The sequence below is a fragment of the Rhizobium grahamii genome, from assembly GCF_009498215.1.
Classification (GTDB): domain Bacteria; phylum Pseudomonadota; class Alphaproteobacteria; order Rhizobiales; family Rhizobiaceae; genus Rhizobium; species Rhizobium grahamii_A.
Map to the genome: position 1 here is coordinate 257,714 of NZ_CP043498.1, position 25,662 is coordinate 283,375.

Annotated in this window: 22 protein-coding genes and 2 pseudogenes; 17 read left to right on the forward strand and 7 right to left on the reverse strand. The window is 61.0% G+C overall.

Going from position 1 to position 25,662, the window contains the following annotated elements:
• Positions 1-95: 95 nt before the first annotated feature.
• The 6 genes from FZ934_RS01290 (at position 96) to lpxK (ending at position 5,898) form a co-directional block, all read left to right on the forward strand.
• Positions 96-1,442, forward strand: a complete 1,347-nt coding sequence (locus FZ934_RS01290) for a TldD/PmbA family protein (protein ID WP_153269584.1) — start codon at positions 96-98, stop codon at positions 1,440-1,442.
• Between the two features lie 18 nt (positions 1,443-1,460).
• Complete coding sequence (locus tag FZ934_RS01295) at positions 1,461-2,258, forward strand: 3'(2'),5'-bisphosphate nucleotidase CysQ (protein WP_153269585.1); 798 nt, start codon at positions 1,461-1,463, stop codon at positions 2,256-2,258.
• A 68-nt stretch (positions 2,259-2,326) separates the two neighbouring features.
• Positions 2,327-2,572, forward strand: coding sequence for a DUF4170 domain-containing protein (locus FZ934_RS01300; RefSeq protein WP_153269586.1), 246 nt, complete (start codon positions 2,327-2,329; stop codon positions 2,570-2,572).
• A 137-nt stretch (positions 2,573-2,709) separates the two neighbouring features.
• Entirely contained in the window at positions 2,710-4,029 is a 1,320-nt protein-coding gene (gene waaA / locus FZ934_RS01305) for a lipid IV(A) 3-deoxy-D-manno-octulosonic acid transferase (RefSeq protein WP_113364376.1), read from the forward strand.
• 8 nt (positions 4,030-4,037) lie between these two features.
• Complete coding sequence (locus FZ934_RS01310; RefSeq protein ID WP_153269587.1) at positions 4,038-4,751, forward strand: HAD family hydrolase; 714 nt, start codon at positions 4,038-4,040, stop codon at positions 4,749-4,751.
• 106 nt (positions 4,752-4,857) lie between these two features.
• On the forward strand, positions 4,858-5,898 hold the full coding sequence (gene lpxK, locus FZ934_RS01315) for a tetraacyldisaccharide 4'-kinase (protein WP_153269588.1): 1,041 nt from the start codon (positions 4,858-4,860) through the stop codon (positions 5,896-5,898).
• 274 nt (positions 5,899-6,172) lie between these two features.
• On the opposite strand, the gene FZ934_RS01325 is transcribed toward lpxK, so the two are convergent.
• The gene (locus tag FZ934_RS01325) at positions 6,173-6,403 is read right to left on the reverse strand and encodes a DUF2093 domain-containing protein (RefSeq protein ID WP_113364498.1); all 231 of its coding nucleotides are present in this window, start codon (positions 6,401-6,403) and stop codon (positions 6,173-6,175) included.
• A gap of 67 nt (positions 6,404-6,470) precedes the next feature.
• The gene (mutL, locus tag FZ934_RS01330; RefSeq protein WP_153269589.1) at positions 6,471-8,288 is read right to left on the reverse strand and encodes a DNA mismatch repair endonuclease MutL; all 1,818 of its coding nucleotides are present in this window, start codon (positions 8,286-8,288) and stop codon (positions 6,471-6,473) included.
• 174 nt (positions 8,289-8,462) lie between these two features.
• On the opposite strand from mutL, the gene FZ934_RS01335 reads away from it, so the two are divergent.
• Positions 8,463-10,184: a response regulator gene (locus FZ934_RS01335; RefSeq protein WP_153269590.1), complete on the forward strand. Its 1,722-nt coding sequence runs from the start codon at positions 8,463-8,465 to the stop codon at positions 10,182-10,184.
• 124 nt (positions 10,185-10,308) lie between these two features.
• The gene (locus tag FZ934_RS01340) at positions 10,309-11,664 is read left to right on the forward strand and encodes a putative bifunctional diguanylate cyclase/phosphodiesterase (RefSeq protein WP_153269591.1); all 1,356 of its coding nucleotides are present in this window, start codon (positions 10,309-10,311) and stop codon (positions 11,662-11,664) included.
• Between the two features lie 60 nt (positions 11,665-11,724).
• On the opposite strand, the gene FZ934_RS01345 is transcribed toward FZ934_RS01340, so the two are convergent.
• The 5 genes and pseudogenes from FZ934_RS01345 to FZ934_RS01365 all read right to left on the reverse strand — a co-directional run bounded on the left by FZ934_RS01345 (position 11,725) and on the right by FZ934_RS01365 (position 15,806).
• Entirely contained in the window at positions 11,725-12,339 is a 615-nt protein-coding gene (locus tag FZ934_RS01345; protein WP_153269592.1) for a PRC-barrel domain-containing protein, read from the reverse strand.
• Positions 12,340-12,581: 242 nt separating this feature from the next.
• Positions 12,582-13,468 (reverse strand): annotated as a pseudogene (locus FZ934_RS01350) (SMP-30/gluconolactonase/LRE family protein).
• A 4-nt stretch (positions 13,469-13,472) separates the two neighbouring features.
• The gene (locus FZ934_RS01355; RefSeq protein ID WP_153269593.1) at positions 13,473-14,105 is read right to left on the reverse strand and encodes a 2-dehydro-3-deoxy-6-phosphogalactonate aldolase; all 633 of its coding nucleotides are present in this window, start codon (positions 14,103-14,105) and stop codon (positions 13,473-13,475) included.
• A 13-nt stretch (positions 14,106-14,118) separates the two neighbouring features.
• Positions 14,119-15,036 carry a 2-dehydro-3-deoxygalactonokinase gene (locus FZ934_RS01360; protein WP_153269594.1) on the reverse strand — a complete coding sequence of 306 codons (918 nt, stop codon included), beginning with the start codon at positions 15,034-15,036 and terminating at the stop codon, positions 14,119-14,121.
• Positions 15,036-15,806, reverse strand: coding sequence for an SDR family NAD(P)-dependent oxidoreductase (locus FZ934_RS01365; RefSeq protein WP_153269595.1), 771 nt, complete (start codon positions 15,804-15,806; stop codon positions 15,036-15,038). The genes FZ934_RS01360 and FZ934_RS01365 overlap by 1 nt, the downstream gene beginning before the upstream one ends.
• Before the next feature lie 103 nt (positions 15,807-15,909).
• Between FZ934_RS01365 and FZ934_RS01370 the strand changes: the two genes are divergently transcribed.
• From FZ934_RS01370 to FZ934_RS01410, 9 genes and pseudogenes are all read left to right on the forward strand, one after another.
• Complete coding sequence (locus FZ934_RS01370) at positions 15,910-16,704, forward strand: IclR family transcriptional regulator (protein ID WP_194273744.1); 795 nt, start codon at positions 15,910-15,912, stop codon at positions 16,702-16,704.
• A 183-nt stretch (positions 16,705-16,887) separates the two neighbouring features.
• The gene (locus tag FZ934_RS01375; RefSeq protein ID WP_153269596.1) at positions 16,888-17,619 is read left to right on the forward strand and encodes a helix-turn-helix transcriptional regulator; all 732 of its coding nucleotides are present in this window, start codon (positions 16,888-16,890) and stop codon (positions 17,617-17,619) included.
• A 508-nt stretch (positions 17,620-18,127) separates the two neighbouring features.
• Positions 18,128-19,281: pseudogene (gene apbC, locus FZ934_RS01380) on the forward strand (iron-sulfur cluster carrier protein ApbC).
• A gap of 401 nt (positions 19,282-19,682) precedes the next feature.
• Positions 19,683-20,660, forward strand: coding sequence for a magnesium transporter CorA family protein (locus tag FZ934_RS01385; protein ID WP_153272332.1), 978 nt, complete (start codon positions 19,683-19,685; stop codon positions 20,658-20,660).
• Positions 20,661-20,678: 18 nt separating this feature from the next.
• Complete coding sequence (locus tag FZ934_RS01390; RefSeq protein ID WP_153269597.1) at positions 20,679-22,577, forward strand: potassium transporter Kup; 1,899 nt, start codon at positions 20,679-20,681, stop codon at positions 22,575-22,577.
• A gap of 162 nt (positions 22,578-22,739) precedes the next feature.
• Positions 22,740-23,915, forward strand: a complete 1,176-nt coding sequence (locus FZ934_RS01395) for a cell wall hydrolase (protein WP_153269598.1) — start codon at positions 22,740-22,742, stop codon at positions 23,913-23,915.
• 278 nt (positions 23,916-24,193) lie between these two features.
• Entirely contained in the window at positions 24,194-24,538 is a 345-nt protein-coding gene (locus FZ934_RS01400) for an AtpZ/AtpI family protein (protein ID WP_153269599.1), read from the forward strand.
• Between the two features lie 73 nt (positions 24,539-24,611).
• Positions 24,612-25,364, forward strand: coding sequence for a F0F1 ATP synthase subunit A (locus tag FZ934_RS01405; RefSeq protein WP_153269600.1), 753 nt, complete (start codon positions 24,612-24,614; stop codon positions 25,362-25,364).
• A gap of 70 nt (positions 25,365-25,434) precedes the next feature.
• Positions 25,435-25,662 carry a F0F1 ATP synthase subunit C gene (locus tag FZ934_RS01410; protein ID WP_015338972.1) on the forward strand — a complete coding sequence of 76 codons (228 nt, stop codon included), beginning with the start codon at positions 25,435-25,437 and terminating at the stop codon, positions 25,660-25,662.

Below are 25,662 nucleotides of genomic sequence, written 5' to 3' on the forward strand. Positions count from 1 at the left end.
AGGGCATGTACTGAGGAGGAAAAAAGAATCGGCGCTGTCGGCCTTGATGCTTTTTGTACCGCACAATAAATGGAACGCGAAGGAAAGGCCAAATCATGTCTTCTGAAATCGACTCCTCGACGCTTCTTTCCCGCGCAAGCCAATTGATCGACCTGGCCAGGAAGGCCGGAGCTGATGCCGCCGATGCGGTGGTGGTGCGTTCCCGCTCACAGTCCGTCAGTGTCCGCCTTGGCAAGGTTGAGGGCACCGAGTCCTCCGAAAGCGATGATTTCGCTCTGCGCGTTTTCGTCGGCAAGCGCGTCGCCAGCGTTTCTGCAAATCCGGGCTTCGATCTCGCAGCACTTGCCGAGCGCGCGGTCGCCATGGCCAAGGTTTCGCCGGAAGATCCGTTCGCTTGCCTTGCGGACGAAGACAAGCTCGCGAAATCCTACCCGGACCTGCAGTTGCTCGACACGACGGAGGTTTCCTCCGAACAGCTTCGCGAGGCGGCTCTGGCCGCCGAGGCGGCAGCACTTGCGGTCAACGGCGTCACGAATTCCTCCGGTGCCGGCGCATCGTCGGGAATGGGCGGATTGGTTCTGGTTACGTCGCACGGCTTCGAAGGCAGCTACATGGGGTCGCGCTTTGGTCGCTCCGTCAGCGTCATTGCCGGCGAAGGCACCGGCATGGAGCGCGACTACGATTACGATAGCCGCATCTATTTCGCCGATCTCGATGACCCCTCAGAGATCGGTCGCCGTGCGGGCGAGAGAACGATCAAGCGCATCAATCCGCGCCAGGTTCCGACAGGCAAGGACGTAACCGTTGTCTTCGATCCACGCGTTGCCCGTGGTTTCGTTGGCCATATCGCCGGCGCGATCAACGGCGCCGCCGTCGCGCGCAAAACCAGCTTCCTGCGCGACAAGATGGGCCAGCAGGTCCTGAAGGCGGGACTGTCGATCACCGATGACCCGTTGATCGTCCGCGGTCCGTCGTCTCGCCCGTTTGATGGCGAAGGCATTTCCGGCGAGCGGCTTGTCATGATCGAGGATGGCGTCCTCAAGCACTGGTTCCTCTCGACCTCGACAGGCCGCGAGATCGGCATGGAGACCAATGGCCGCGGCGTTCGCGGTGGAACTTCGGTAACGCCCGCATCGACCAATCTCGCGCTCGAACCCGGCGATATCTCGCCCGAGGATCTGATCCGCAGTGTCGGCAACGGCTTCTATATCACCGAGCTCATCGGCCAGGGCGTCAACATGATCACCGGCGAGTACAGCCGTGGAGCCACCGGCTTCTGGATCGAGAACGGTGAGTTGACCTACCCTGTCTCGGAAGTGACGATCGCATCGAACCTGAAAGACATGTTCATGCGCGTGACGCCCGCAAACGATATCGACCGCAAGTACGGCGTTGCAGCCCCGACGCTCGCGATTGAAGGAATGACGCTGGCCGGGCGCTGACGGATTGGATTGACGGATATGAGCGAAGCGAGTGCAGCCCGCTGGCAGGACGATTTGCATCTGATCGTCGATGCGGCGAAACAGGCTGGCCAGGTTGCTCTTGGTTACTTCAATCAGGCGCCTGAGGTCTGGTGGAAGAACGAGGGCCGCTCGCCCGTCAGTGCGGCGGACTTTGCTGCGAATGAAACGCTGGAAGCCGTTCTGCGGGCCGCCAGGCCTGATTATGGCTGGCTGTCGGAAGAGACTGACGATGACGAGCAGCGCCTGTCGCGTTCGACCCTGTTCATCATCGATCCGATCGACGGCACGCGCGCCTTCATCGGCGGATTGAACCTGTGGTGCGTCAGCGTTGCCGTGGTTCACGATGGCCGACCGGTTGCGGGCGTGCTCTACGCACCTGCGCTTAATGAACTTTACGAAGCAACCGCTTCGAGCGTGGCGCGCAAGAACGGCGAGGTGATCACCGTATCCGCCCCGCAGCAGGGCACTTCGCGTTTCGCCATCGCCGAAGATGTGCTCGCCGGCTTTCCGGATGAGCTCAGAACCCGGATCGAGCGCGTCAAGCATGTGCCGTCCCTGGCATACCGCATCGCCATGGTCGCGGACGGCCGTATCGACGGAACCTTCGTGAAGCGCAACTCCCACGACTGGGACCTGGCGGCAGCCGATCTGATCCTGGAGCGGGCAGGCGGGCGCCTCGTCGATCTCGCCGGCCGTGATGTAATCTACAACAGGCCGCGCGTTAGCCACGACGAACTCTGCGCGGCATCGCACTCCGAATTGAACGATCTGATAACCCGCACTGTGCGTCGATGAGGCAGTTGACGTTTCCGTCAAAATCCCTCAGATGAAACGGCGGAGGAGCAGAAAAGAAAGAGACGAAAATGACGAACTCCAGCGAAAAGAAACAACTTTTGCACCTTGTATTCGGCGGCGAACTGGAAAGTCTTGATGACGTTCAGTTCCGTGACCTCAAGGATCTGGATATCGTCGGTATTTTTCCGGATTATGCCACTGCGTTGACCGCGTGGAAGGGTAAGGCGCAGTCGACTGTCGACAATGCGCACATGCGTTATTTCATTGTACACATGCACCGCCTTTTGGATCCGGAAAACAAGTCCGGCAAATAATTGTGAAGCGCCACGCGCTCCTCTCGGCCGCTCTACCGGCTGCTGACGCATTCTGAACAAAGTGATCGGTCATTTCCGGCCGCAACAAGAATTGGGAATGGGTTAATGACGATCGTAATTGATCGGGGGCAGATCATATGAGCGGCCGTATGGCGCGGCTCGCGCTAGGCGCCTATCAGGCAGCCGGCACGCTGATGACGCCTTTCGTCGGTGGGTATCTGACCTACCGGGCCGCGAAGGGCAAGGAAGATCGCGCGCGCCGGCTGGAACGCTCGGGCTATGCAAGCGCCGACCGGCCTGCCGGCCCGCTGATCTGGTTTCATGCCGCAAGCGTCGGCGAGATGAATGCGGTCATTCCGTTGATCCGCGAGATCCGCCGTCGCGATATTCACGTCATCCTCACGACCGGCACCGTCACCTCGGCAAAGCTCGCTGCAGAGCGCGTCGGCAACGAGGCCATCCATCAATATGTGCCGCTCGATCTGAAGCCCGCCGTCAGCCGTTTTCTAGATTACTGGCAGCCGGACTGCGCCCTGATTGCCGAATCCGAGATCTGGCCGGCAACGATCATGGAGCTCGGCCGGCGCCGCATTCCGCAGATACTGGTCAATGCGCGCATGTCGGATCGCTCCTTCGCGCGCTGGAGCCGTCGTCCTTCGCTGGCTGACGCGCTGTTCGAGAACCTCGCGCTTGTCATCGCCCAGTCTGATGTCGATGCGGAGCGCTTCCGCGATCTCGGCGCGCGCCAGGTCATCATGTCCGGCAATCTGAAGGTCGATACCGACGCTCCTTCCTATGACGCGGCTGTCTTTGCCCGCTACAAGAAGCAGATCGGCGACCGCCGGACCTGGGCGGCGATCTCGACGTTCGACGGCGAGGAAAAAGCCGCCGGCATCGTTCACCGCACCCTCAAGGAGCGGGATGGCCAGCTGACCATCATCGTTCCGCGCCATCCGGACCGGTCGGATGCCATTGAAGCAGAACTCGTAAAGCAGGGCCTGAAGGTCGCGCGCCGCACCCGTGACGACGTTCTCTCGCCCGACGTCGACGTCTTCCTTGGCGACACGATCGGCGAGATGGGGCTTTATCTGCGTTTGACCGAGGTCGCCTTCGTTGGCCGTTCGCTGTTTGCCGAAGGCGGTCAGAACCCGCTTGAGCCGGCGATGCTCGGCTGCGCGGTCCTCTCCGGAAGCAATGTCCAGAATTTCAGGGAGGCCTATCAGAGGCTCGCCCGCCGCGGCAGTGCGCGTATGGTGCGCGACACCGAGATGCTGGCCAAGGGCGTTCACTATTTGCTGACCAACGACGACGCACGACGCAAAATGATCGAGGCCGGCGTTGTTGCCGTGCAAGAAATGCGTGGGGCGCTGACGGCGACGCTGAAGGGCCTTGAACCTTATATCAACCCGTTGACGGTGAAGGCGCGCTTGCTGCCGAAGACGGCCGCGCAGCGCTGAGGGATTCCATGGACGCGATCAAGGGTATCCTGTTCGACAAGGACGGAACGCTTCTGGACTATGATGAAAGCTGGCTGCCGGTAAACCGGGAGCTCGCCCGCATCGCCTCCGACGGCGACGCTGCCCTGGCCGATCGGCTGCTTTCCGCCTGCGGAATGGATCCGGTGACCGGCCATATCGTTCCGGACAGCCTTCTCGCCGCCGGCAACACTCGCCAGATCGCCGAAGGCCTGGTAGCGGCCGGATCGTCGCTCGACGTGTCCGATCTGACTGTTCGCCTCGACGATCTGTTTGCGCACGCCGCCGATTTTTCCGTTCCGGTGACGGACCTGTCGGCCTTCTTTTCTCGCCTGCATGCACGCGGATTCCGTCTTGGCGTCGCCTCCAGTGACAACGAGCGATCCATCCGCCAGACGGCCGCGCGTTTCGGCTTCACCCAGTACGTGGATTACATCGCCGGATACGACAGCGGCTTCGGGTCGAAGCCCGAGGCCGGCATGGTGCTCGGATTTTGCGCGGCCACCGGCCTGCAACCGTCGGAGGTCGCTGTCGTCGGCGACAACAATCACGATCTGCATATGGGCCGCAACGCCAAGGCCGGCGTGACGGTCGCGGTTCTGACCGGTACCGGCTCGCGCGAATCCCTGGCTGCCGCCTCCGACTATTGCCTGAATGATATCACCGAGCTGGAAGGTCTGTTGCCGGACCTGCAGCTCGCCTGATCGACCGAAGGCTTGCATTTTCTTGAAAATTGCCTTCTCTTTTCGCGGGGTTGAGGAAAAGAGCCGTCGGCGTAACGCCCGCGGCACAAAAGGCAGGACAGCAAGAATGGTATCGGAAGCGCCGCCTTTCTGGTGGACGAAGGCTGATTGGCGTGCCTGGACACTCTCTCCTGTTTCATTCCTCTATGGACGTATCGCCGGTTATCGCATGGCGCATGCCAAGCGTGCATCCGTCCCGGTTCCGGTAATCTGCATCGGCAATTTCACCGTGGGCGGCGCCGGCAAGACGCCGACGGCCCTGACGATCGCCCGGGCCGCGAAGGCGAGGGGGCTGAAGCCCGGCTTTCTCAGTCGGGGGTATGGCGGCTCGCTCGACGTCACGACGGTTGTTGATCCCGAGCACCATCGCGCGGTTGCTGTCGGTGACGAGCCGTTGCTGCTCGCCCGCGAGGCTTTGACTGTCATATCCCGGCGCCGGGTCGAAGGCGCCAAGCGCCTCGTCAAGGAAGGCGCTGACCTGATCATCATGGATGACGGCTTCCAGAGCGCGCGGCTTGCGATCGACTATGCCTTGCTCGTCATCGATGCGACGCGCGGCCTGGGTAATGGCCACATCGTTCCCGGCGGGCCGGTGCGCGCGCCGATCCGCCAGCAGCTGCGTTATGCGACCGCCTTGCTGAAGGTCGGGGCTGGAACGGCGGCCGACAAGATCGTGCGTATCGCCGCCCGCGCGGCAAAGCCTTATTTCACCGCGTCTATTAAGGTTGCTGCCGGCAACGAGCTTGCGGGCCAGCGCGTGCTGGCCTTTGCCGGCATCGCGGATCCTGCAAAGTTCTTTCGAACGGTGGAGTCGATCGGCTGCGAGATCGCCGCCCGGCGGTCTTTCGGCGATCACGAGCACCTGACAGAAGACGAGGTTGACGATATCCTGTCAACCGCGGAACGCGATGGCTTGAAGATCGTCACGACGTCAAAGGATTTTGTCCGGCTGGCCGGCCACAATGGCAAGGCGAAACAACTCGCCGAGCGTTGCGTGGTGATCGAAGTCGAGATGGCGTTCGAGGATCATCTCGCGCCGAACCTGATCATCACCCGCGCCATCGACGCATGCCGTGAGCGCCGGATGAAAGAGAAGTCCGCAGCTTAGAGCCTTTCCGGGTTATATTGAACCATTCTGCCGGAGCAGGTTTTCGACAGGGCAAAGGCGATTGGCGAAGGGCATACCCCTTGGTACGTCAGAGCCGATCGCCTTTGATCCTGGCGGAAAGATGCCCGGCCCTTCGGGTTGGCTGAAACGGGCCGCTTGATCGACCGGCCGGCTTGGCCGTAGGACGTGGCTACGACGCGCGCCAGCCGGTCGACCATTCGACTCCGTTTGAGCCAACAGAATGGTTCAATATAACCCGGAAAGGCTCTAGGCCTTAACGCTTCTGGTTCGGCAAAACGCCGGCGCGCTTGTCGGCCTCGAGCGAGGCCACGGCATCGGCATAGGGCTCCTGCCGCGCGACGCTCCAGTAGCGCAATTCGTCGAGAGGGATCTGCTTGCCGGTGATGGCGCAAACGACATAGGAGCCGGGCGACAGGATCTGGAAATCGGCATCCAGATAGCGGATCTGCGCCTCGCGGTTTCCATGTCCCTCAAACAAATTCATGCGCTCCATTCCTTGCAGGCTGTCATTTCCCTGCCATAACCCGCGGCAGCGGCCATTGCCAGCTTTTTCAGCTTCTGCCGAACAGCCGCTCGATATCGGAAAGCTTCAATTCGATATAGGTCGGACGTCCGTGATTGCACTGGCCGGAGCCGGGCGTAACTTCCATCTGACGCAGAAGCGCGTTCATTTCTTCCGGCCGCATCCGCCGGCCGGAACGCACCGATCCGTGGCAGGCCATCGTCGCCGCCACATATTCCAGCTTGGCCGAAAGGCCGGACGCGGTATCCCACTCCGCCACCTCGTCGGCCAGTTGCCGAACGAGGCCCGAGGCGTCGACTTCCCCCAACAGCGCCGGCGTCTCGCGAACGGCAATCGCGCCGGGGCCGAAGCGCTCGATCGCCAGGCCAAGCTCGCCGAGTTCGGCGGCAAACTGCATCAGCCGGTCGCAATCCTCCTCGGGCAGATCCACGATCTCGGGAATGAGCAGAACCTGGGACGCCAAGCGTTTGGAATGCAGCGCCTTGCGCAGCGCCTCGAACACCAGGCGCTCATGGGCCGCATGCTGGTCGACGATGACAAGGCCGTCGTCGGTCTGCGCGACGATGTAGTTCTCATGGATCTGCGCGCGCGCCGCACCGAGCGGATAACGCGCCGGCGTTTCCGCCTCCGCAGCTGGTGGTGACCACGAAGATGCCGATGTCTCCGCACGTGCCGTCGGCATCACCAGCCCGTCGAACGATGGTTGAGGGCGCTCGCGAAAGCTGCCATTGGCAGGAAATTCATAGGGGCGTGATGGAGACCGCTCGGCAGACCACGGCTGCTTTGGCTGCGGCGCCTGCGGCTGAAATGCCGGTCGGAAGGAGCGCAGCATTCCATCTGCGCCGGTGGTCGCGGCGCGGCTGCCGTCGCGGGCAAGCGCCTCGCGAATAGCCCCGACGATAAGACCGCGCACCAGCTGCGGGTCGCGAAACCGCACATCGGACTTCGCCGGATGCACGTTGACGTCGACAAGCGCCGGATCGAGCTCGATCGACAGAACGGCGACTGCGTAGCGTCCGGAAGGAATGGTTTCCGCATAGGCGCCGCGGATTGCCGAGAAGATAAGCTTGTCCTGCACCGGCCGGCCGTTGACGAAAGCGTATTGATGCGCCGAGTTTCCGCGGTTGAACGTCGGCACCCCGGCAAAGCCGGTCAGCGAGATCTCCTCGCGCTCTGCGTTGATCTCGATTGCGTTCTCCCGGAACTCCCTGCCGAGAACCTGCGCAATCCGCGCCAGATGATCGTCGCCGGTAGCAGGCAGTTCCAGGGTAGAGCGGTCAGACCCCGAAAGCACGAAGCGCACGCCCGGGAAGGCGATTGCCATGCGCTTGACGGTCTCGGTGATCGCGGCTGCTTCGGCCTTCTCCGTCTTCAGGAATTTCAGGCGCGCGGGCGTGGCAAAGAAAAGATCACGGACTTCGACAATCGTGCCTGGATTGGAAGCGGAGGGACGCAGATGTAGCAGCTTGCCGCCCGCCATCGCGATTTCGTGGCCGTCGACGCCATCGCGGCGGCGGCTGGAAATGCTCAGCCGGGCGACCGAACCGATCGAGGGCAGCGCTTCCCCGCGGAAGCCGAGTGTGCGGATGTCATCGAGCGTGGTCGAAATCTTCGACGTGCAGTGCCTCCGGACGGCAAGCTCGAGGTCCGCGGCGTCCATGCCCGATCCGTTGTCGGACACGCGCAGCAGCGCCTTGCCGCCGCCCGCCGTGGCGATCTCGATACGGGTCGCCCCGGCATCGAGCGCGTTCTCGATCAATTCCTTGGCGGCGCTTGCCGGGCGCTCGATGACTTCGCCGGCTGCGATCTGGTTGATAAGTGTCTCGGAGAGCTGTCGAATGGCCATGCTGCTATTTTCGCGGATTCGCCGGCTCCTGGGAAGCGGGAAAGCGTTTCCACAAAGGCTTGTCCCGCTCGCTGTCGCCCGCTGCTTAACGTTAAGCGCGCTTTAAGACAAAACTGCCATTTTGATTTGTACCTCCGAGAATGCATTTCAATCGGACATGTGGGACGCGTGAGCATGAGTGCCGGCTTCGAAAAAGCGGACACGTCATCTTTGAATGGCGATTTGCCGGCTGACAACAGCCTGCAAACTGCGCTGTTCGATGCAGTGTGCGACAGCCTCGCCTCTGCCTTCGTCGTCTACGACAAGACCGATCATCTGATTTTCGCCAGCCGTCAGGTTCTCGACTTCTTCCCGATCGCCGCCGAGATGCTGAGCCCGGGAACGCGTCTGCGCGATTTCCTCGGAGCCATCTACGACACCGGGATCCGAACCAACTCGGCCGGCAAGCAGGCCGCCGTCGGCCGTGAGGACTGGCTCTCCCAGAAAATCGCGTCGCACTGGCGCGAGCGCTTCGAGGCTGTCGAGCGGCAAGGCGACGATTGCTGGATCCGCTTCCAGAAGCGGCGTCTTCCAAGCGGCTACGGCGTTTGTGTCATCTCCGACATCTCCGAGGACAAGAAGCGCGAAGAGCAGTGGCGGCTCGATCTCGAACGCGTTCAGCTGACGGAAGACATTCTCGACAACCTGCCGTTCCCGCTGTTCGTCAAGGACCGGAACCTCAACTACGTCGCGGTCAACATCGCGTTCTGCGAGAAGTATCAGACCACGGTCGACGAGATCCTCGGCCGCAAGAGTGCCGATCTGTTTTCGCCAGAGATCGCGCAGCGTTTCGAGGAAAGCGATCGCCATGTGCTGGAGACGGGCGAGATGTCGATCTCGCGGCAGCGGCAGATTTCGCGCGGTGGCTCGGAGCGCGATATCGTCACCCGCAAGCAGCGCATTGGCAAGCCCGGCCGCTATTTCCTCATTTCGACGATGCAGGACCTGCCGCGCGATGGAGCGGATCTCGACGAGTTCGAACTGGCTTCCGCGATCACCACCTCCAGCCGCAATTCCTATCGTCGCGCCTATGTTCCGATAAACGGTAGCGGCGAACGGCGTGAGCCGGCGGCGATGGAAGCGATCGTCCCCGAGAATTTTTCCGGCCGGAAGATCCTGGTCGTCACCGGCGATATCGCTGCCGAAACCTCGGCCCTGAGAGCATTGGCGAAGTACGGCTTCGAGGCCTGTTCGGTGCGCCGTGAGGAAGAGCAGGAGCAGTTCCTGGAAATCGCCAGCTCCGCCGGCCTGTCGCTCGACCTGCTGATCATCGACAACCAGATGGGCATGCGCTGCCTGGAGCTCGCCGAGCAATACGGCATTCCCTCCCTTGTCATGGACGGCTTCCAGCTTGCCAACGAGCTGACCTTCCTTGTGGCCCGGCATTTCAACCGCAGCAACCGCAGCGGCATGGTCGGCAACATCGACACGACCTGGGAGATCTCGACCTCCGAGGATGATGGTTCGCTCGACGTGCTCGTCGCCGAAGACAACGACATCAACCAGATCGTCTTCTCCCAGATCCTCGAAGGTTTGGGCTACCGCTACCTGATTGCCCCCAGCGGCGATGAGGCGGTGCGGCTCTGGACGGAACACAAACCGAAGATCGTCCTGATGGATATCTCGCTTCCCGGCTTCAACGGCTTTGAAGCGGCTCGCCTGATCCGCCAGGTCGAAGGAGACGCCGGCCTCCGCACACCGATCATCGGCGTGTTGACGCAAGCCTTCGAGCGCGACCGCGCCGAATGCATAAAAGCCGGCATGGACGACGTGATCATGAAACCCGTCAGCCCCGATATTCTGGAAACGGTTTTCCAGAAGCATTTGGGCACGGAAGGCCTGCGCGCGCAGCGCTAGGCGAAAGGCCGTCAACTCCCCAAATCTTGGGATTATCGCCCCTTGTTTCAGGGCTCTCTCAATATCGAATTTTTAAGACTTGGCGGCCATCCTGCAATCGATTTGGGACAGCTGGGTCTGAGTAATGATGTTGGCGGATATGCCGTTGGTGCCCGTAAGCCAGAACGAGCTTCAGACTATGGCTTATACGGATCCGTTGACCGGACTCGGCAACCGCTACCGCATGCGCGATCGCGTTGCACAGATATCGGCCGAACGCGCCAGCGATCCGGCGCCCTTTACCATCGGCATCGCCAACCTCGATTCCTTCAAACCGATCAACGATCTCTTCGGATCGTCGGCCGGCGACGAGATCCTCTGCCAGGTCGCGCACCGGCTGAAGGCATGTATTCCTGACGGTGCGTTGGTGACACGCCACGATGGCGATGAGTTCGCCTTTGTCCTGCCGCTGGTGTTCGAGCGCGCCGGCGCCGAGAAGTTCGGCCAGATGATCCGCGAGGTGCTGTCCGCGCCCTACGATCTCGGCGATCGCAACGTCCGCCTGTCGGCATCCTTCGGCTTTGCCATCTATCCCTTCGCGGGCGAGGAGTTCGACGAACTTCTGAAGAGCGCCGAGACGGCGCTTTATCGCTCGAAACGCCGCGGCCGTGGTCAGATCACCGTCTATTCGCGTGAGATCGCCCAGGAAATGAAGCGGGCCACGCAGCTCGAGCAGGCCTTGAGAAACGCGATCATCTCCGACGCCATCGATGTGCATTTCCAGCCGATCGTTTCACTGGCCAACAGCCAGGTCGTCGGCTTCGAGGCTCTGGCGCGCTGGAACGATGCCGATCTCGGCTTCGTGTCGCCGGGCGTCTTCGTTCCGCTTGCGGAAGAGCGCGGCTTCATCGACGCCTTGTCCGAGGCACTGTTGCGAAAGGCGGCGGAAGCCGCACTCTCCTGGCCTCGCGAACTCTTCCTGTCGTTCAACCTGTCTTCCGCCCAGTTGATGGACCCCGGCACCAGCAGCAGCGTGCTGTCGATCCTCGGGCGTGTCGGTTTCGATCCGCACCGGCTGGAGCTGGAAATCACCGAAACCGCGGTCATGGGCTCCGCCGATACCGCAAACCGGATCATCGCCGATCTTCGTCAGGCCGGCGTTCGGATTTCGCTTGACGATTTTGGGACCGGCCAATCGAGCCTCGGACGCCTGCGCGACTTCATGTTCGACAAGATAAAGATCGATCGCGCCTTCGTTTCCCGCATCAACTCGGATCGCGCGTCAGAGCATATCATCAAGGCGATCCTCACCATGTGCGAGGGGCTTGATCTGGAAGTCGTTGCCGAAGGTATTGAAGACTATGCGGAGGCCACCAAGCTGCGTGCGCTTGGTTGCGGAATGGGGCAGGGCTACCATTTCGGCAAGCCGGCCGACAGCATTGCGACGCTGCGCTATCTCCACGAGAACTATTACGATTCAAGCGAACGCGTGAGTGCATAAACGCCAATGGCGCCCCCCTGAGGGACGCCACCGGTTACGCTATACTCACTGCGCAGTATTCTACTTGTTGGTCGTCGAACCGGTTGCCGTGGTATCCATGGCGCCCGGAGCCGGGGCCTTTTCGGCCGACAGCATCTTCAGCGTCTTGAATTCAGGCGCGGCCTTCAGCGACTCGGCCGTTTCGGAGGTCGTCAGCTTGACGCTGCCGTCCTGCGTGTTCTGGGCGACCGTGACCTTGTCCATCGGCACTGCGACGTTCTTCTCGCCGATACCAAGGAAACCACCGACACCGATCACCGCAGCGACGAGGCCGCCATCCTTCTTCATGATCAGGTCGTTCACGCTACCGATGCTTTCGTTCTGGCCGTTATAAACGGACTGACCGATATAGGTGTTGGCGCTGACCTGATCGGCAGACTGTTCCGTCAGGTACGTGTCGCCGCCAGCCTGGGCCGTGTCGACGGTGGTCGCTGGTGCAGGAGCCTGGGCCGCATCACCGCTCGCTGCAGTTGCATCCGGAACCTTCGGCGGTGCAGCCGGATCAGCCGGGGCTGCCTGCGTAGCAGGTGCGCCGGGCGTTGCAGGCTGGGTCGCGCTCTGGGAAAAAGCCGTGGGTGCGAACGCCGCTGCAAACAGGGCGCCGGCGGCAACAGTCGTCAAAAGTTTGCGTGTCATATCGAACCTACCTTTGTATTCCTTCGAGTGATCTCTAGCCTGGCTCACCTTGTTCGTTGGTGTATCTACCCGGCCGGTTCCCAATTGAAATGAATGGCTTGGCTATTGGTTCCGATAAAAACACATCGAAAAATTGATAGTATTGAGGGAACTTTTTCCGTGCTTCCCGCGCGCTACCGCTCCAGCTGGCAACGAAAAAGGCGCCGACCTGGGCGCCTTTCAAGAAGCCGACTGCGTGACGACTAGAGAATATAGGCCGGGTCGAACCGGCCTCTTACCGCAATGCCGAGCTCGAGCAGCGCGCCCGCATCCGGTTGCATGGCGCGCGCTGCTTCATCCAGACCTTCCCAGGCTGTCGTGACCGCAAGGCCATCCGCGTCCGCGCCAATGAAGGCCGGGCAGGACGGCTGCGCTGCCGGCACCTTGTAGCGCGCGATGCGAAGTCCGTCCGGGCTGTAGCGGTCGACTGTTCCGGCACCCCAGCGCGCGTTCCAGATGTAGCCGTCGGCATCGACAACGGAGCCGTCGATGCCCCCGGCTCTTCCATGGTGTCGACGAGAACGATCGGCTCGCCGGTCGGCAGGCCGGTCTCCGGATCGACCATGACCCGCATCAGCTTGCTGATCCGGGTGTCGGTAAAGTAGCCGATCGTACCGTCAGGCGAGAAGCAGATGGAGTTGGGGATGCTGATGGCGTCGAAGATCTTCGTCACCTTGCCGCGCGCAACATGATAGATCGCGCCCGCGTGGGTTTCCGCGCGCTTGCTCATCGTGCCGATCCACAGCGCGCCCGAGGGATGCGTGCGGCCGTCGTTCGAGCGGTTCTCTGGCTTGTCGTTTTCGAGTGCGGCATGGAAGGTCAGGTTGCCGGTCTCAGTGTCGCGGACGAAAAGCCCCTGTTCGGTCGCCAGCAACTGTCGGCCGGCGTCGATACGGGCAAGCACGCTTGCCATCATCGGCAGGGGGTGGACCTTCTTCTCCCTCGTCGAAAGCCGCAGTTCGTGCAGCTCCTTGCCGAGAATGTTGAACCACCACACCGTATTGGTATCGGGATCGTAGGTCGGCCCTTCGCCAAGCACCGAATTGGTGCTGCAAAGTGTCGTGCCTCCGAACTCATGAATGTCAGTCATACGCTCAAGCTCCTACCGCTGCGTCGTAAGCGTAGATGGTCGCCTTGGCGCGCTCGGCAACCTCTGCGACAGTCATTCCCGGCTTGTAGATGCTGGTTCCAAGGCCGAATGCCATGATCCCGGCCTTCGTATAGTCCGCGAAGTTCTTGTCGGAGACGCCACCGACCGCGGCGATGACGAGTTCCGGCGGCAGGATGGCGCGGATTGCATTGATGCCCGAAGGGCCGAGCACGCTGGCGGGGAAGAACTTCAGCCCCGTCGCGCCGGCACGTGCGGCCGCCAGGGCTTCCGTCGGCGTGAAGACGCCGGGCATGGTGACCATGCCGTAGTCGCGGGCGCGGATGATGACTTCAGGCTCGACGTTCGGCGTCACCAGAAGCTTGCCGCCGGCCGCATGCAGGCTGTCCACGGCTTCGGTCGTGAGCACGGTGCCCGCGCCGATCAGGCAATCGGCGGGAGCCATCTTGGCGGCGATTTCGATGGATTTGAACGGCTCCGGCGAGTTCAGCGGGATCTCGATGGCGGTGAGGCCGTTTTCGATCAGCGCGCCGACGACGGCTTCTGTTTCCGCAGGCTTGATGCCGCGCAGAATGGCGATCAGCGGGCGTTTCATGGCGGGAAAGGGGATACGGTTCATTGCTGTTGCTTTCTCAGTTCGGCCAGATGGCTTTGGCGGCTGCCGCGAGCCCCTGGCGTACCGCGGCGTCGGCGTCGATGGTGGTGTAGGACAAAGATAGTGTCTGGAAGGCCGCTTCATAAAGGCCCTGCAGCCTGCCGGATGCAACGAGGCTGATATCGACCTTGGCATCCGCTGCGGAGAGCGCTCCGGCGATCTCGAGGCCGATCAGCGTGCCCGAGATCTTCGCCTGTGCGCCGGCTGCGCCCAGTCCATGCAGCAGTTGGCCGGAACGGGCCGTGAAGAACAGGTTGGTGGCCATGGCCGGGCGCTCGAACGCGGCCCTGACGGCAGCTTCGAAAGCGGCAGGGTCGGCGGGCTGATCCTCGGCGCCGGCAACGGCGTGCGACAGGATCGTATGCTTGCTGATCGCATCGAACAGCTCACCCGTCATGAAGCTCGAGAAGCCGGTGACGTTGCTGTCGCGCACATGCACCCACTTCGAGTGCGTGCCGGGCATGCACACCGCCTGCGCGCCGGCGCTTGAGGTGCCGAGAGCGCCGAGGAGCTGCGTTTCCTCTCCGCGCATGACGTCAGGGGTCGCCTTGTCGCGTTGCGCCAACCCCGGCAGTATCCGGATGTCGCGGCTCTGGCCGGGAACGGAAACGGCTTTGCTCAGGATGGCCGAGAGCGGCGTCGGTACATCGACATAGCCAGCTTCCACCCATCCCTGCTTTGCGCCCGCCATGCCGCAGACGATGACGGGCAGGTCGGCGGGGGCTTCGACCTTCGCCAGATGTGCGGCAAGCACGGTTTCAAAGCCGGTCTTGGCAGCTGTCGTCATGCCTTCGCCGCTGCGGCTCTCACCGAGAATGCTGCCGTCGGCGCCGATCAGCCACAGCCTGAAGCTGCTCGTTCCCCAATCGACCGCGATATAAGCGGGATTTGCCATCAGAAAATGCCTCCATCGACAATAAGAGACTGTGCGCTCACGGCGGAGGCGCAGTCGGATGCTAGAAACAGGCACGGCCCGACAATAGCGTCGGCGTGCAGAACTTTTTTGATGCACTGGCGCTCGACCGTGCGGGCAATGCCGTCTTCGGTCAGCCAGAGTTTCATCTGGCGATCGGTCACGATCATGCCGGGAAGGATGCAGTTCACCCGGATGTTGTCACTGCCAAGCTTGCCGGCAAGGCTCTTCGTCAGGCCGATAACCCCGGCCTTGGCGGTCGAGTAGGCCGGGAAGTCAGGCATGTTGAGCAAAAAGGCGATCGACGACATGTTGATGATGGCGCCACCGCCTGCCGCCCGCATGTGCGGTGCGACGGCCTGCGACATGAAGAAGACATGCCTGAGGTTGGTCGCCTGGTTGTTGTCCCAGTATTCCTCCGTCACCGTCTCGAACTCATGTCGATCGTCGCGCGCCGCATTGTTGACGAGCACGCTGATCGGACCGGAATGGGCCGCGATCTCCTCGACGGTCTGCCGGATCGCGCCGATGTCGCGCAGATCGGTCTTGTGAAAGCGGACGGGATGCAGGCTGTCGCGCGACAGGCGTTGAGCGAGGTCGCGGCTTTCGTCTTCAGCGATGTCGATGAAAGAAACTTTCGCCCCCTGCTTGGCAAAGCCCTCGACGACAGCCGCACCGATGCCCGAGCCGCCGCCCGAGATGAGCACGCTCCGGTCCCTGAATTCCGGAAACTGGGTCCGAAGTTCCGCCATGCATGCTCCTCCTCCGATTGTTCCATTATTTGGAACTTTATTTGACTATGTGGAATTATCGGATTAGGCTACCCACTCTGTCAAGGTATCCGGGCGCGCGATCATGGCCACATTGAATAATGAGACGAGGGAGCGTCGCGAAACGGGAACGCTCGGCAAGCTCATGGTTCTCTTGGACATGGTCGCCTACGCCGAGGGTCCCCTGCGATTTACCGACATCGCGGCGGCAAGCGGCCAGCCGCGTGGCACGCTTCATCGTCAACTCGTTCACCTCGTCGAGGAAGGCCTGCTCGAACTCGATGCCGATGGCCGCTATTCCACGGGCCTGCGATTGCTGGAGCTTGCGTCGCGAAGTTGGGCACGCAACGAACTGCGTCTAGTCGCCGAGCCGTATCTGCGCGAACTGCAGGATCTGACCGGCGAAACCGTCCATCTCGGCGTGATCAGGGGCGCATCCGTCATCTATCTCGACAAGGTTGAAGGTCGGCAGCCGGTTCGCATGTATTCGCAGATCGGCAATGCCTCGCCCATCTATTGCACTGGGGTCGGAAAGGCTGCGCTGTCGCTGCTGCCCGATGACCGCATTGATGCACTCTTGTCGGAAGTGACCTTTCAGCGCTTCACGCCTGCCACCCACACCCACGAAACGCTGCTTGCCGAGATCGGTGAGATCCGCCGAAACTGCGTGGCGTTCGATCGCGAGGAGCATGAAGTTGGCATCCGCTGCGTCGCCGCGCCGATTTCATCCGAAAATCTCTCCTATGTCGGCGGGATCTCGGTCACCGGGCCTGCATATCGGTTGACCATGGAGCGGCTCGAGGGGTGGGCCGAAGCTGTCAGGCAGACCGCAAACCGCATTTCGGCCGGCATCCGCATCGGCCTTGGGCCGCGCCCTTAACGCTAATTGCGGGTATTCCGCTCACAGTCTTGTGATTTTCTGACGAATCGTCACAATTGCACCCTGTCAATCCCCCGTCCTGGGGTGTATGTCCAGTTAGCACACATCGTCCGCGCGCATTCAAGGCTTGCGCGGAGAGGTGTTGCAAGTCGAAGTCCCGAAATTCTGAAGTTGAATGCATCGATGAACGCCTCACACTCTGTTACTTCCGTAGACGTCTACGTAAGTGAACTCGCCGGACTGAACACTCAGTTCGACATTTTCCGTTTCATGAAACGAGTGACGGAGGCGTATCAGGCGCGTGCCTTCATGGTTTTCAACCTGCCGTCGACAACGACACGCGATCTGCAAAGCAACACCGTCATTACCAACTGGCCGGTAGAGCTTCTCTCCGCCTATGATCACGAAGGCTTGCTGATCCACAGCCCGGTCATGCGCCGGCTGCGAGGCTCGACGGTTCCCTTCTCCAACGACCTGTCCAAGGCCAAGCTGGACCGTCCGGACGGCAAGGCGGGTATCGTGTCCGCTCTGTTCGAGCGCTTTCGCATGATGCGCTGTGCCTATTTCCCGACGCATGACCCCTCGGGTAGCCGTGGCGCGGTATCGTTCTCGGGAGACCGGCAGCCCTTTACCCCGGAAGAGATGCGCGAACTGCACTACCTCTCGAGCCACGTTTTTGACCGCCTGGCGGAAATTCGGACCCTCGACAATAGGGTCGTCGAAGCCCTGACCGACCGCGAGATCGACTGCTTGAACTGGACGGCGGCGGGCAAGACGAGCGTGGAAATCGCCGATATCCTTGGATTGTCGGAGCACACGGTCAATCACTACCTCAACCGCGCGACAAAGAAGCTCGACACGGTCAATCGCACGCAGGCCGTCGCCAAGGCTTTGCGCATCGGCCTCATAAAGTGACGTTTGCTCAAATCGCAGGCGAATGTCTGCTCCAAGCCTAAAATTGCATCAAATTCCGCGCGGCCGTTGTGCCGCACTTTAGGAATACGGCGTTCAAACAGCATCTTTTCAACTGGCACATTTTCTGCTTCTTTATTTTCAGCGGTCCAGAGGGGACCTGGTAACGACGCCGTATGAATGGCGCGACCTGCACACCGCCGTTCGATGCCGCGGCCGCCTTTTGGCGTGCTTGGCCTCGAACGGCGGTTGTTGCATTTTTGATACTCGGTTTCCTGCATCGCCCGTCGAAGCAATTGTTAACTCGCTCTGGGCTGGTCTTTCGCCGCGGCTACCCTACAAAATCTACTGATTGGAGATGGCCGTTGTGCGATCAGGGCGAAAGCCCGGCGGACTTGGTGGCGCAACGGTCATTCTTCACGCTCTGTCGACGGGCCGCCCGCTGCGATTTTGTTTGGCGAAGCCGCGGCTCTCCTCTATCTAGTTTGCCGAAACAGGCAGTGAGGATGGAATGAGCGGCGTCACCAAGGAACAAGTTCTCGAAACGCTGAAAACCGTTCGCGGTCCCGATCTCGAGCACAACATCGTTGAGCTCGGCATGGTCTCCGATGTCTTCATCTCCGACGGCAAGGTCTATTTCTCCATCACCGTACCGGCCGATCGCGCCAAGGAACTCGAGCCTCTTCGCTCGGCCGCCGAGCGTGTCATCAAGGAGATACCCGGCGTCAAGGGCGCGCTGGTTGCCCTGACGGCTGACAAGAAGGCCGGCGCCGCGCCGCAGCCGCAGCCACAGAGACAGGGCGGCCACGAGCATCATGGTCATTCCCATGCTCACCCTCATCCGCCGCAGCAGCGGTCCGGCAAGCTCGGCGTCCCGGCATCAACGCGATCATCGCGGTCGCATCGGGCAAGGGCGGCGTCGGCAAGTCGACGACGGCGGTCAATCTGGCGCTCGGTCTAAAGGCAAACGGCCTGCGGGTCGGCATCCTCGATGCGGATATTTATGGCCCGTCCATGCCGCGACTGCTCAAGATCTCCGGACGCCCGACCCAGATAGACGGTCGCATCATCAATCCGATGGAGAATTACGGTCTCAAGGTGATGTCGATGGGCTTCCTCGTCGACGAGGAGACCGCGATGATCTGGCGCGGCCCGATGGTGCAATCCGCACTGATGCAGATGTTGCGCGAGGTCGCCTGGGGCGAACTCGACGTTCTCGTCGTCGACATGCCTCCGGGCACGGGCGACGCGCAGCTGACGATGGCGCAGCAGGTGCCGCTCGCCGGCGCCGTCATCGTGTCGACGCCGCAGGATCTTGCCCTCATCGATGCCCGCAAGGGCTTGAACATGTTCAAGAAGGTCGAGGTCCCGGTGCTCGGCATTGTCGAGAACATGAGCTACTTCATCGCGCCGGATACCGGCACGCGCTACGACATCTTCGGACACGGCGGCGCCCGCAACGAGGCCGAACGCATCGGCGTTCCGTTCCTCGGAGAGGTGCCGTTGACGATGAATATCCGCGAGACGTCCGATGCCGGAACGCCGCTCGTCGCCACCGAGCCGGATGGTATCGTTGCAAGCATCTACCGGGACATCGCAACCAGGGTCTGGGAGCAGCTGGGCGGCCAGCCTGAGCGCCCTGCACCAGCCATCGTATTCGAATAAGCGCTTCGCCGCGCCTAGACTCCCAATTGCGGAGGAAATGTGTTCAAAGGGCGCAGTGTACGTAAGATGTCTTGATTCTTTCGCAGCTTTCCTGCATATGGCGCGCCGTCGCCATGAGGGCGACTTTGCGAATGCTCGATGATGGCCGTCCCGGTTGGGGCTCGGCCAGTGCATGATCGGAGTTGTCTTGGTCGAAGGCTTGGTGACTGCGATACGGTTGAGCATAATGCATATCCGGGCCACGGCCCGATGTGCCAGGAGTTACATGAGCTTTCTTCAATCGCTTCCGCAGATACCGATGCCATGCATCGTTGGCGCTCCCGTATCCGGAGTGCCGTGGAAGGTCATTCGATGATGCACGTGATTCCAGCAGGATTGAACGATTGCCGGAGGTGGTTCCGGTGATCGCGGCCTACTGCTCCAATTGCAAGACGGTTGAACTCGGCGATATCTCGCAGGCGAGCACCCTGCCTGACGACGTCATGTGGATCGATATGATCGAGCCGACTCGCGAGGAAGAGCTCTATCTCGAAAAGGCCCTCGGCATCGAAGTGCCGACACGCGACGACATGAAGGATATCGAGCCCTCGGCCCGTCTCTATGTCGAGAATGATGCCGTGTTCATGACGGCTTCGCTCGTCTGGAAGGCGGAGACGGATGCGCCGACACTGACCGATGTCGCGTTCATTCTGGTTGGCAAGCGCCTGATCACCATTCGCTACGCCTTGCCGAAATCCTTCGCGCTCTTCATCGCAGCCCTTCACCGCGTGCCGGCCCAGTGCCGAAACGGCGCCGCCCTTCTGTCGAAGCTCTTCGAGACGATCATCGACCGCACCGCCGAAATTCTCGAGATATCGGTCGCTCGGATCGATATTCTGTCCATGCACGTCTTCGGCGATCGCGCCCGTAAGGTTCGCCGGCCCTCGAACTATCTCGAGGAAAAGCTGCGCGACATCGCCGGCCATCATCGCCTTGTCAGCAAGGTGCGCGATAGTCTGGCCTCGATGTCCCGACTGATGACCTTCTTCTACAACGTTCCAGCCGTGCAGCAGGACCGCGACACCAAGGAACTCTGCAAGACCGTGTCGCGCGACATCCAGTCGCTGAACGAGCACGCGTCGTTTATCGCGGGCAACATAACGTTCCTGCTCGATGCGTCGCTCGGTCTGATCAACATCGAGCAGAACTCGATCATCAAGATTTTCTCGATCGCCTCGGTCGTCTTCTTGCCCCCGACGCTGGTCGCCTCCATCTACGGCATGAACTTTGAATTCATGCCGGAACTGCACTTTGCCCACGGGTATCCGATTTCCCTCGGGCTCATGGTGATGTCCGCCATCATTCCCTTCTTCTTTTTTCGATGGAAAGGCTGGCTCTGAAGAGCCTGTTTTCATTTCATGCACGAAGGTAGCCACACACACGAGCGCTCGATGTCGCCCCGCAAGCTCTTCTATCTTGCGCTGGGTTCCGTCGGCGTTGTCTATGGCGACATCGGCACGAGCCCGCTTTACGCGTTCCGCGAAGCCCTGAAGCCGGTTGCGGCTGACGGCCTGACGCGCTTTGAAGTCATCAGCCTGATCTCGCTGATGATCTGGGCTCTGACCATTATCGTTACCCTCAAATACGTGCTGTTCCTGCTGCGCGCCGACAACGAAGGTGAGGGCGGTACCCTCTCCCTGCTGGCGCTGCTGATGAAGACGGCCAACGGACATACCGCGCTTCTGATGCTGCTCGGTCTCGTCGGCGCTGCTCTCTTCCTCGGCGACGCGATGATCACGCCGGCGCTGTCGGTCTTGTCGGCCGTGGAAGGTCTGAAGCTCGTCGCGCCCAGTTTGACCAGCTACATCGTACCGATCTCTGTCTTCATCCTTGCTTTGCTGTTTGCCGTGCAATCGCGCGGAACCGGCGCCATGGCCCGCTTTTTCGGGCCAATCACTGCGCTCTGGTTCCTCGTCATGGCGGCCGCCGGCATCTCCCACATTTCCGACGATTTCGGGATCCTGGCGGCGTTCAACCCGTATTACGCGATCAGCTTTCTGCTGCACGAAGGCTTTTACGGCGTGGTCGTACTCGGCGCGGTCTTCCTGACGGTAACGGGAGCGGAGGCTCTTTACGCGGATCTCGGCCACTTCGGCCGCCGTCCGATCCAGTGGGCTTGGTTCGCGCTGATCTTCCCGTCGCTGACGCTGAACTATCTGGGCCAAGGCGCTCTGGTGCTCGGCAATCCGATGGCGATGTCCGATCCGTTCTATCTGATGTTCCCGAAGTGGGCGCTGTTGCCTGTTGTCATCCTTGCCACCGCGGCAACGATCATCGCAAGCCAGGCGGTCATAACCGGGGCCTTCTCGCTGGTTCGCCAGGGCATCAACCTCGGTTTCCTGCCGCGGATGGAAGTCCTCTTCACCTCCGAGACGAATACCGGGCAGATCTTCGTGCCGTCGGTCAACGTCGTCCTGTTCTTCGGCGTCATCTTCCTCGTTCTGAGCTTCAAGACCTCGGATGCGCTGGCGACCGCCTACGGCATCTCGGTGACAGGCGCGATGGTCGTCACCTCGATCATGGCGTTCGAGTTCGTCCGCGTTCGCTGGAACTGGTCGATCCCGGTGGCGACGCTCGCGCTCGCTCCGCTGCTCGTTCTCGAGATGATCTTCCTCGGGGCAAACCTGCTGAAGATCCACGACGGCGGTTATATTCCGGTGCTGATCGCCGCCGCCTTCACGATCATCATGTGGACGTGGCGCCGTGGTAGCGCGCTCCTGATGGAAAAGACCCGTCACACTGATATCCCTATGGCGTCGTTCGTCAGCTCCATCGAGCGCAAGAGCGACCATTCGCCGGCGCAAGTGCCCGGTACCGCGATCTTCCTGACCAGCGATCCCGAGTCCGCCCCGGCGGCACTGCTTCACAATCTGAAGCACAATCACGTTCTGCACGAGAAAAACGTGATCCTGACGATCCGGACGGTCAACAAGCCGCGCGTATCAAGCGCCGATCGTTACAAGGTCGAGCCGATCTCCGAGCGTTTCTCGCGCGTCGAGTTGCTCTTCGGTTTCATGGAATCGCAGAACGTCTCGCAGGCGCTGGCAACCTTGCGCAAGAGCGGCCTGAAGTTCGACATCATGTCGACGTCGTTCTATCTCGGACGCCGCAAGCTGGTTCCCGATGCCAAGTCGGGCATGCCTTACTGGCAGGACCGTCTTTATATTGCGCTCGCCAACGCCGCGGCCAATCCGTCGGACTACTTCCGGCTTCCGGCAAACCGCGTCGTCGAGCTCGGCTCGCACGTCATTATCTGATCGAGCGCCACGCTCATCCCGAAAGCCCGGCCCACTGCCGGGCTTTTTGCATTTTCAAAGATGCTAATCTTTTCGCCGGCTCGCACCCGCTATTAACCAAGCATCAAGGTTAATAAGACATTTTCATCGGCATGTTCATGCGTTCCATGCCGGAGTTCCGCGTTGCGTCGAAATATCCATTCCCGTAGCAAACTGCGCCTTCTGCTTCAAAACTGGAGCTCTCCCGCATTCTTCGGTGTCTGCGGATGGCTGGCCTTCCCAAGCGTCGCCTCTCATGCCGATCTCGCCGCGCTGCTTGCCGGCCTCGATCAAAGCCGCGAGAACTGGCGCATGGTGATGACCAACTCCCCGGCGGGATCCATTCATCAGGCCGAGCTTGCCTTCTCCGATCCCATCGTAACAGGCACGATCGCCGCGGGCGCCGGAATGGTCTTGCCCGATGGGCGCAAGGTGGCCTTCGTCACCAAGAACAAGGGCCACGAGGACACAACGGACGAGGATCGCGTCAACCGGCAGGGCAAGAAGGGCCGGGTGGTCGCAGTCGAACAGGTGCAGCCGCCCAAGGATTTCTCCGCCGGCTCCATTCTCCAGCGCACTCGTCTGTTGCAGCCGAACTTCGATATCAAGGACAAGTCGGTTTTCGTGAAGCCCAAGATCAAGGGCAAGGAGATCGAAATCGCGACCAGCTTCTACACAAAGCAGGCGCCGAAGCCGGACCGCGGCATGTCGCCACTGCTCGCGGGTCTCGTGACAAGCGACAAGGCGGACGTGCTTGCGACCGCCTATGCGCCGGCCGGCCCGGATTATTCCCGACAGTCTCCGTTCGATTCGATCCTGACGGAAAAGTCCGGCGACGGTCGCTTCGTGCCGCAGATCGGTCCGCGCGATCACGCATGGGCAGCAAGTGTATTGGCGCCGTCCGTCTTCTCGGCTGCCGAACAGCAGTGCCTTGCCTCCGGCATCTACTTCGAAGCCCGTGGCGAGACAGTGAAGGGTCAGGCCGCCGTCGCCCAGGTCATCCTGAACCGGGTTCGCAATCCGGCCTACCCGAAAACGATCTGTGGTGTCGTCTATCAGAACGAGGACTGGCGCAATCGCTGCCAGTTCTCCTTCGCCTGCGACAACATCAAGGATCGGGTGAACTCGCAGTATCACTGGAGAATCGCCCGCGAGGTCGCGATGGCCGTTACCGCCGGCAAGATCTGGTTGCCGCAGGTCGGCTCCGCCACGCACTACCATGCCGTCTATGTTCGCCCGAAATGGGCAAAGACGATGGAGAAGGTCGGTCGTATCGGGCTCCACATCTTCTACCGCACCTACGGCGGCGGCTGGAGCTGATAAGGGCTACAACACCAGATTCTCTGGCTTCCCGGCGCCGGTAAAAGCGGATTCTTTGCCTCGATTTTCAGGCAAGCCGTTTCTCGCGGCCTAAGCATATGTTTTTGCGCCATAATTTTATGGCTGGACATCGACTGCCTACGCCTTGACTATGCTTTTTGCTAAAACTATGTTGCGCGCGACTTCAAAACGGGCCGGAAGGTTCTCGAACCTTGGGGTCGTTGTCCTGAAAACCGGGGTAGCGGGATCGCGGACAATGACTGGCGGAGGAGAGCACCATGACGGATGACCGAGAGGAAGGTCTGGAAAAGCGCCGGGCGCAACTGGGGGCGGAGCTCGCAACCAAGCGCGTTGAAGCGGGGAAGGAAGAGGCTATCGAAGCCAGCGCCGAGGCGAGCCGTAAAGGCTATGCCCAGGCGATGAAGCTTTCGAGCGAATTCATCTCCGCGATCGTTGTCGGTGCCGTTCTCGGCTATCTCTTGGACCGTTTTGTCGGCACGGCGCCTTGGGGGTTGATTGTTCTTCTTCTTCTCGGATTCTGTGCCGGTGTACTGAACGTTTTGCGCGCTGCGGGTAAGGTTGCAAAGCCTGAGACCAATTTGCGCGATGACAACCGGAAATAGGGCAGGGCGCTCCGGCGTTCGATCCAGTGCAATAATCCCGTCTCGCGCGGGCTAAAGATAGAGAGAACAAGCGGTGTCTAACGATCCGACCCATCAGTTCCTGATCCAGAAGATTGTGCCGATCGAAGTCGGTGGAATTGATTTCTCGTTTACGAACGCTTCGCTCTTTATGATGGCTTCCGCAGCCGTTGCTGCTGGCTTCCTTTATTTCTCGACGTCGAATCGGGCGATCGTTCCTGGCCGTTCGCAGTCGGTTGCCGAGATGTCCTACGAGTTCATCGCCAACATGCTGAAGGAAGGCGCCGGATCCAAGGGGATGAAGTTCTTCCCGCTGGTCTTCTCTCTCTTCATGTTCGTGCTGACCGCAAACCTGCTCGGCATGTTCCCGTACTTCTTCACGGTTACCAGCCAGATCATCGTCACCTTCGCGCTGGCGCTGCTCGTGATCGGCACGGTTCTCGTCTACGGCTTCTATAAGCACGGCTTCCATTTCCTGAATGTTTTTGTCCCGCAGGGCGTTCCTGGCATTCTTCTGCCGCTCGTCGTGACGATCGAAATCATCTCTTTCCTGTCCCGTCCGATTTCGCTCTCGGTTCGTCTTTTCGCCAACATGCTGGCTGGTCACATCACCCTGAAAGTGTTCGCAGGCTTCGTTGCCTCGCTTGGAGCACTGGGTGCGGTCGGCATCGGTGGCGCAATCCTTCCCCTCCTCATGACCGTCGCCCTGACTGGTCTCGAGTTCCTCGTCGCCTTCCTCCAGGCTTACGTCTTTGCGGTGCTGACTTGCATGTACCTCAATGACGCGATCCACCCGGGTGGCCACTAAGGGATACCGACGTTGACGTCCAAGGGCGTCAGTCAATTCGCCGCAACACACCATTTCAAAGGAGTTCAACATGGACGCGGAAGCAGCAAAATTCATCGGTGCAGGCCTCGCTTGCTTTGGTATGGCCGGTACGGCTCTCGGCCTCGGCAACATCTTCGGCAGCTACCTGTCGGGCGCCCTGCGCAACCCGTCTGCCGCTGACAGCCAGTTCGGCCGTCTGGTATTCGGCTTCGCCGTTACGGAAGCTCTGGGCATCTTCTCGCTGCTCGTCGCTCTCCTCCTGCTCTTCGCCGTTTAA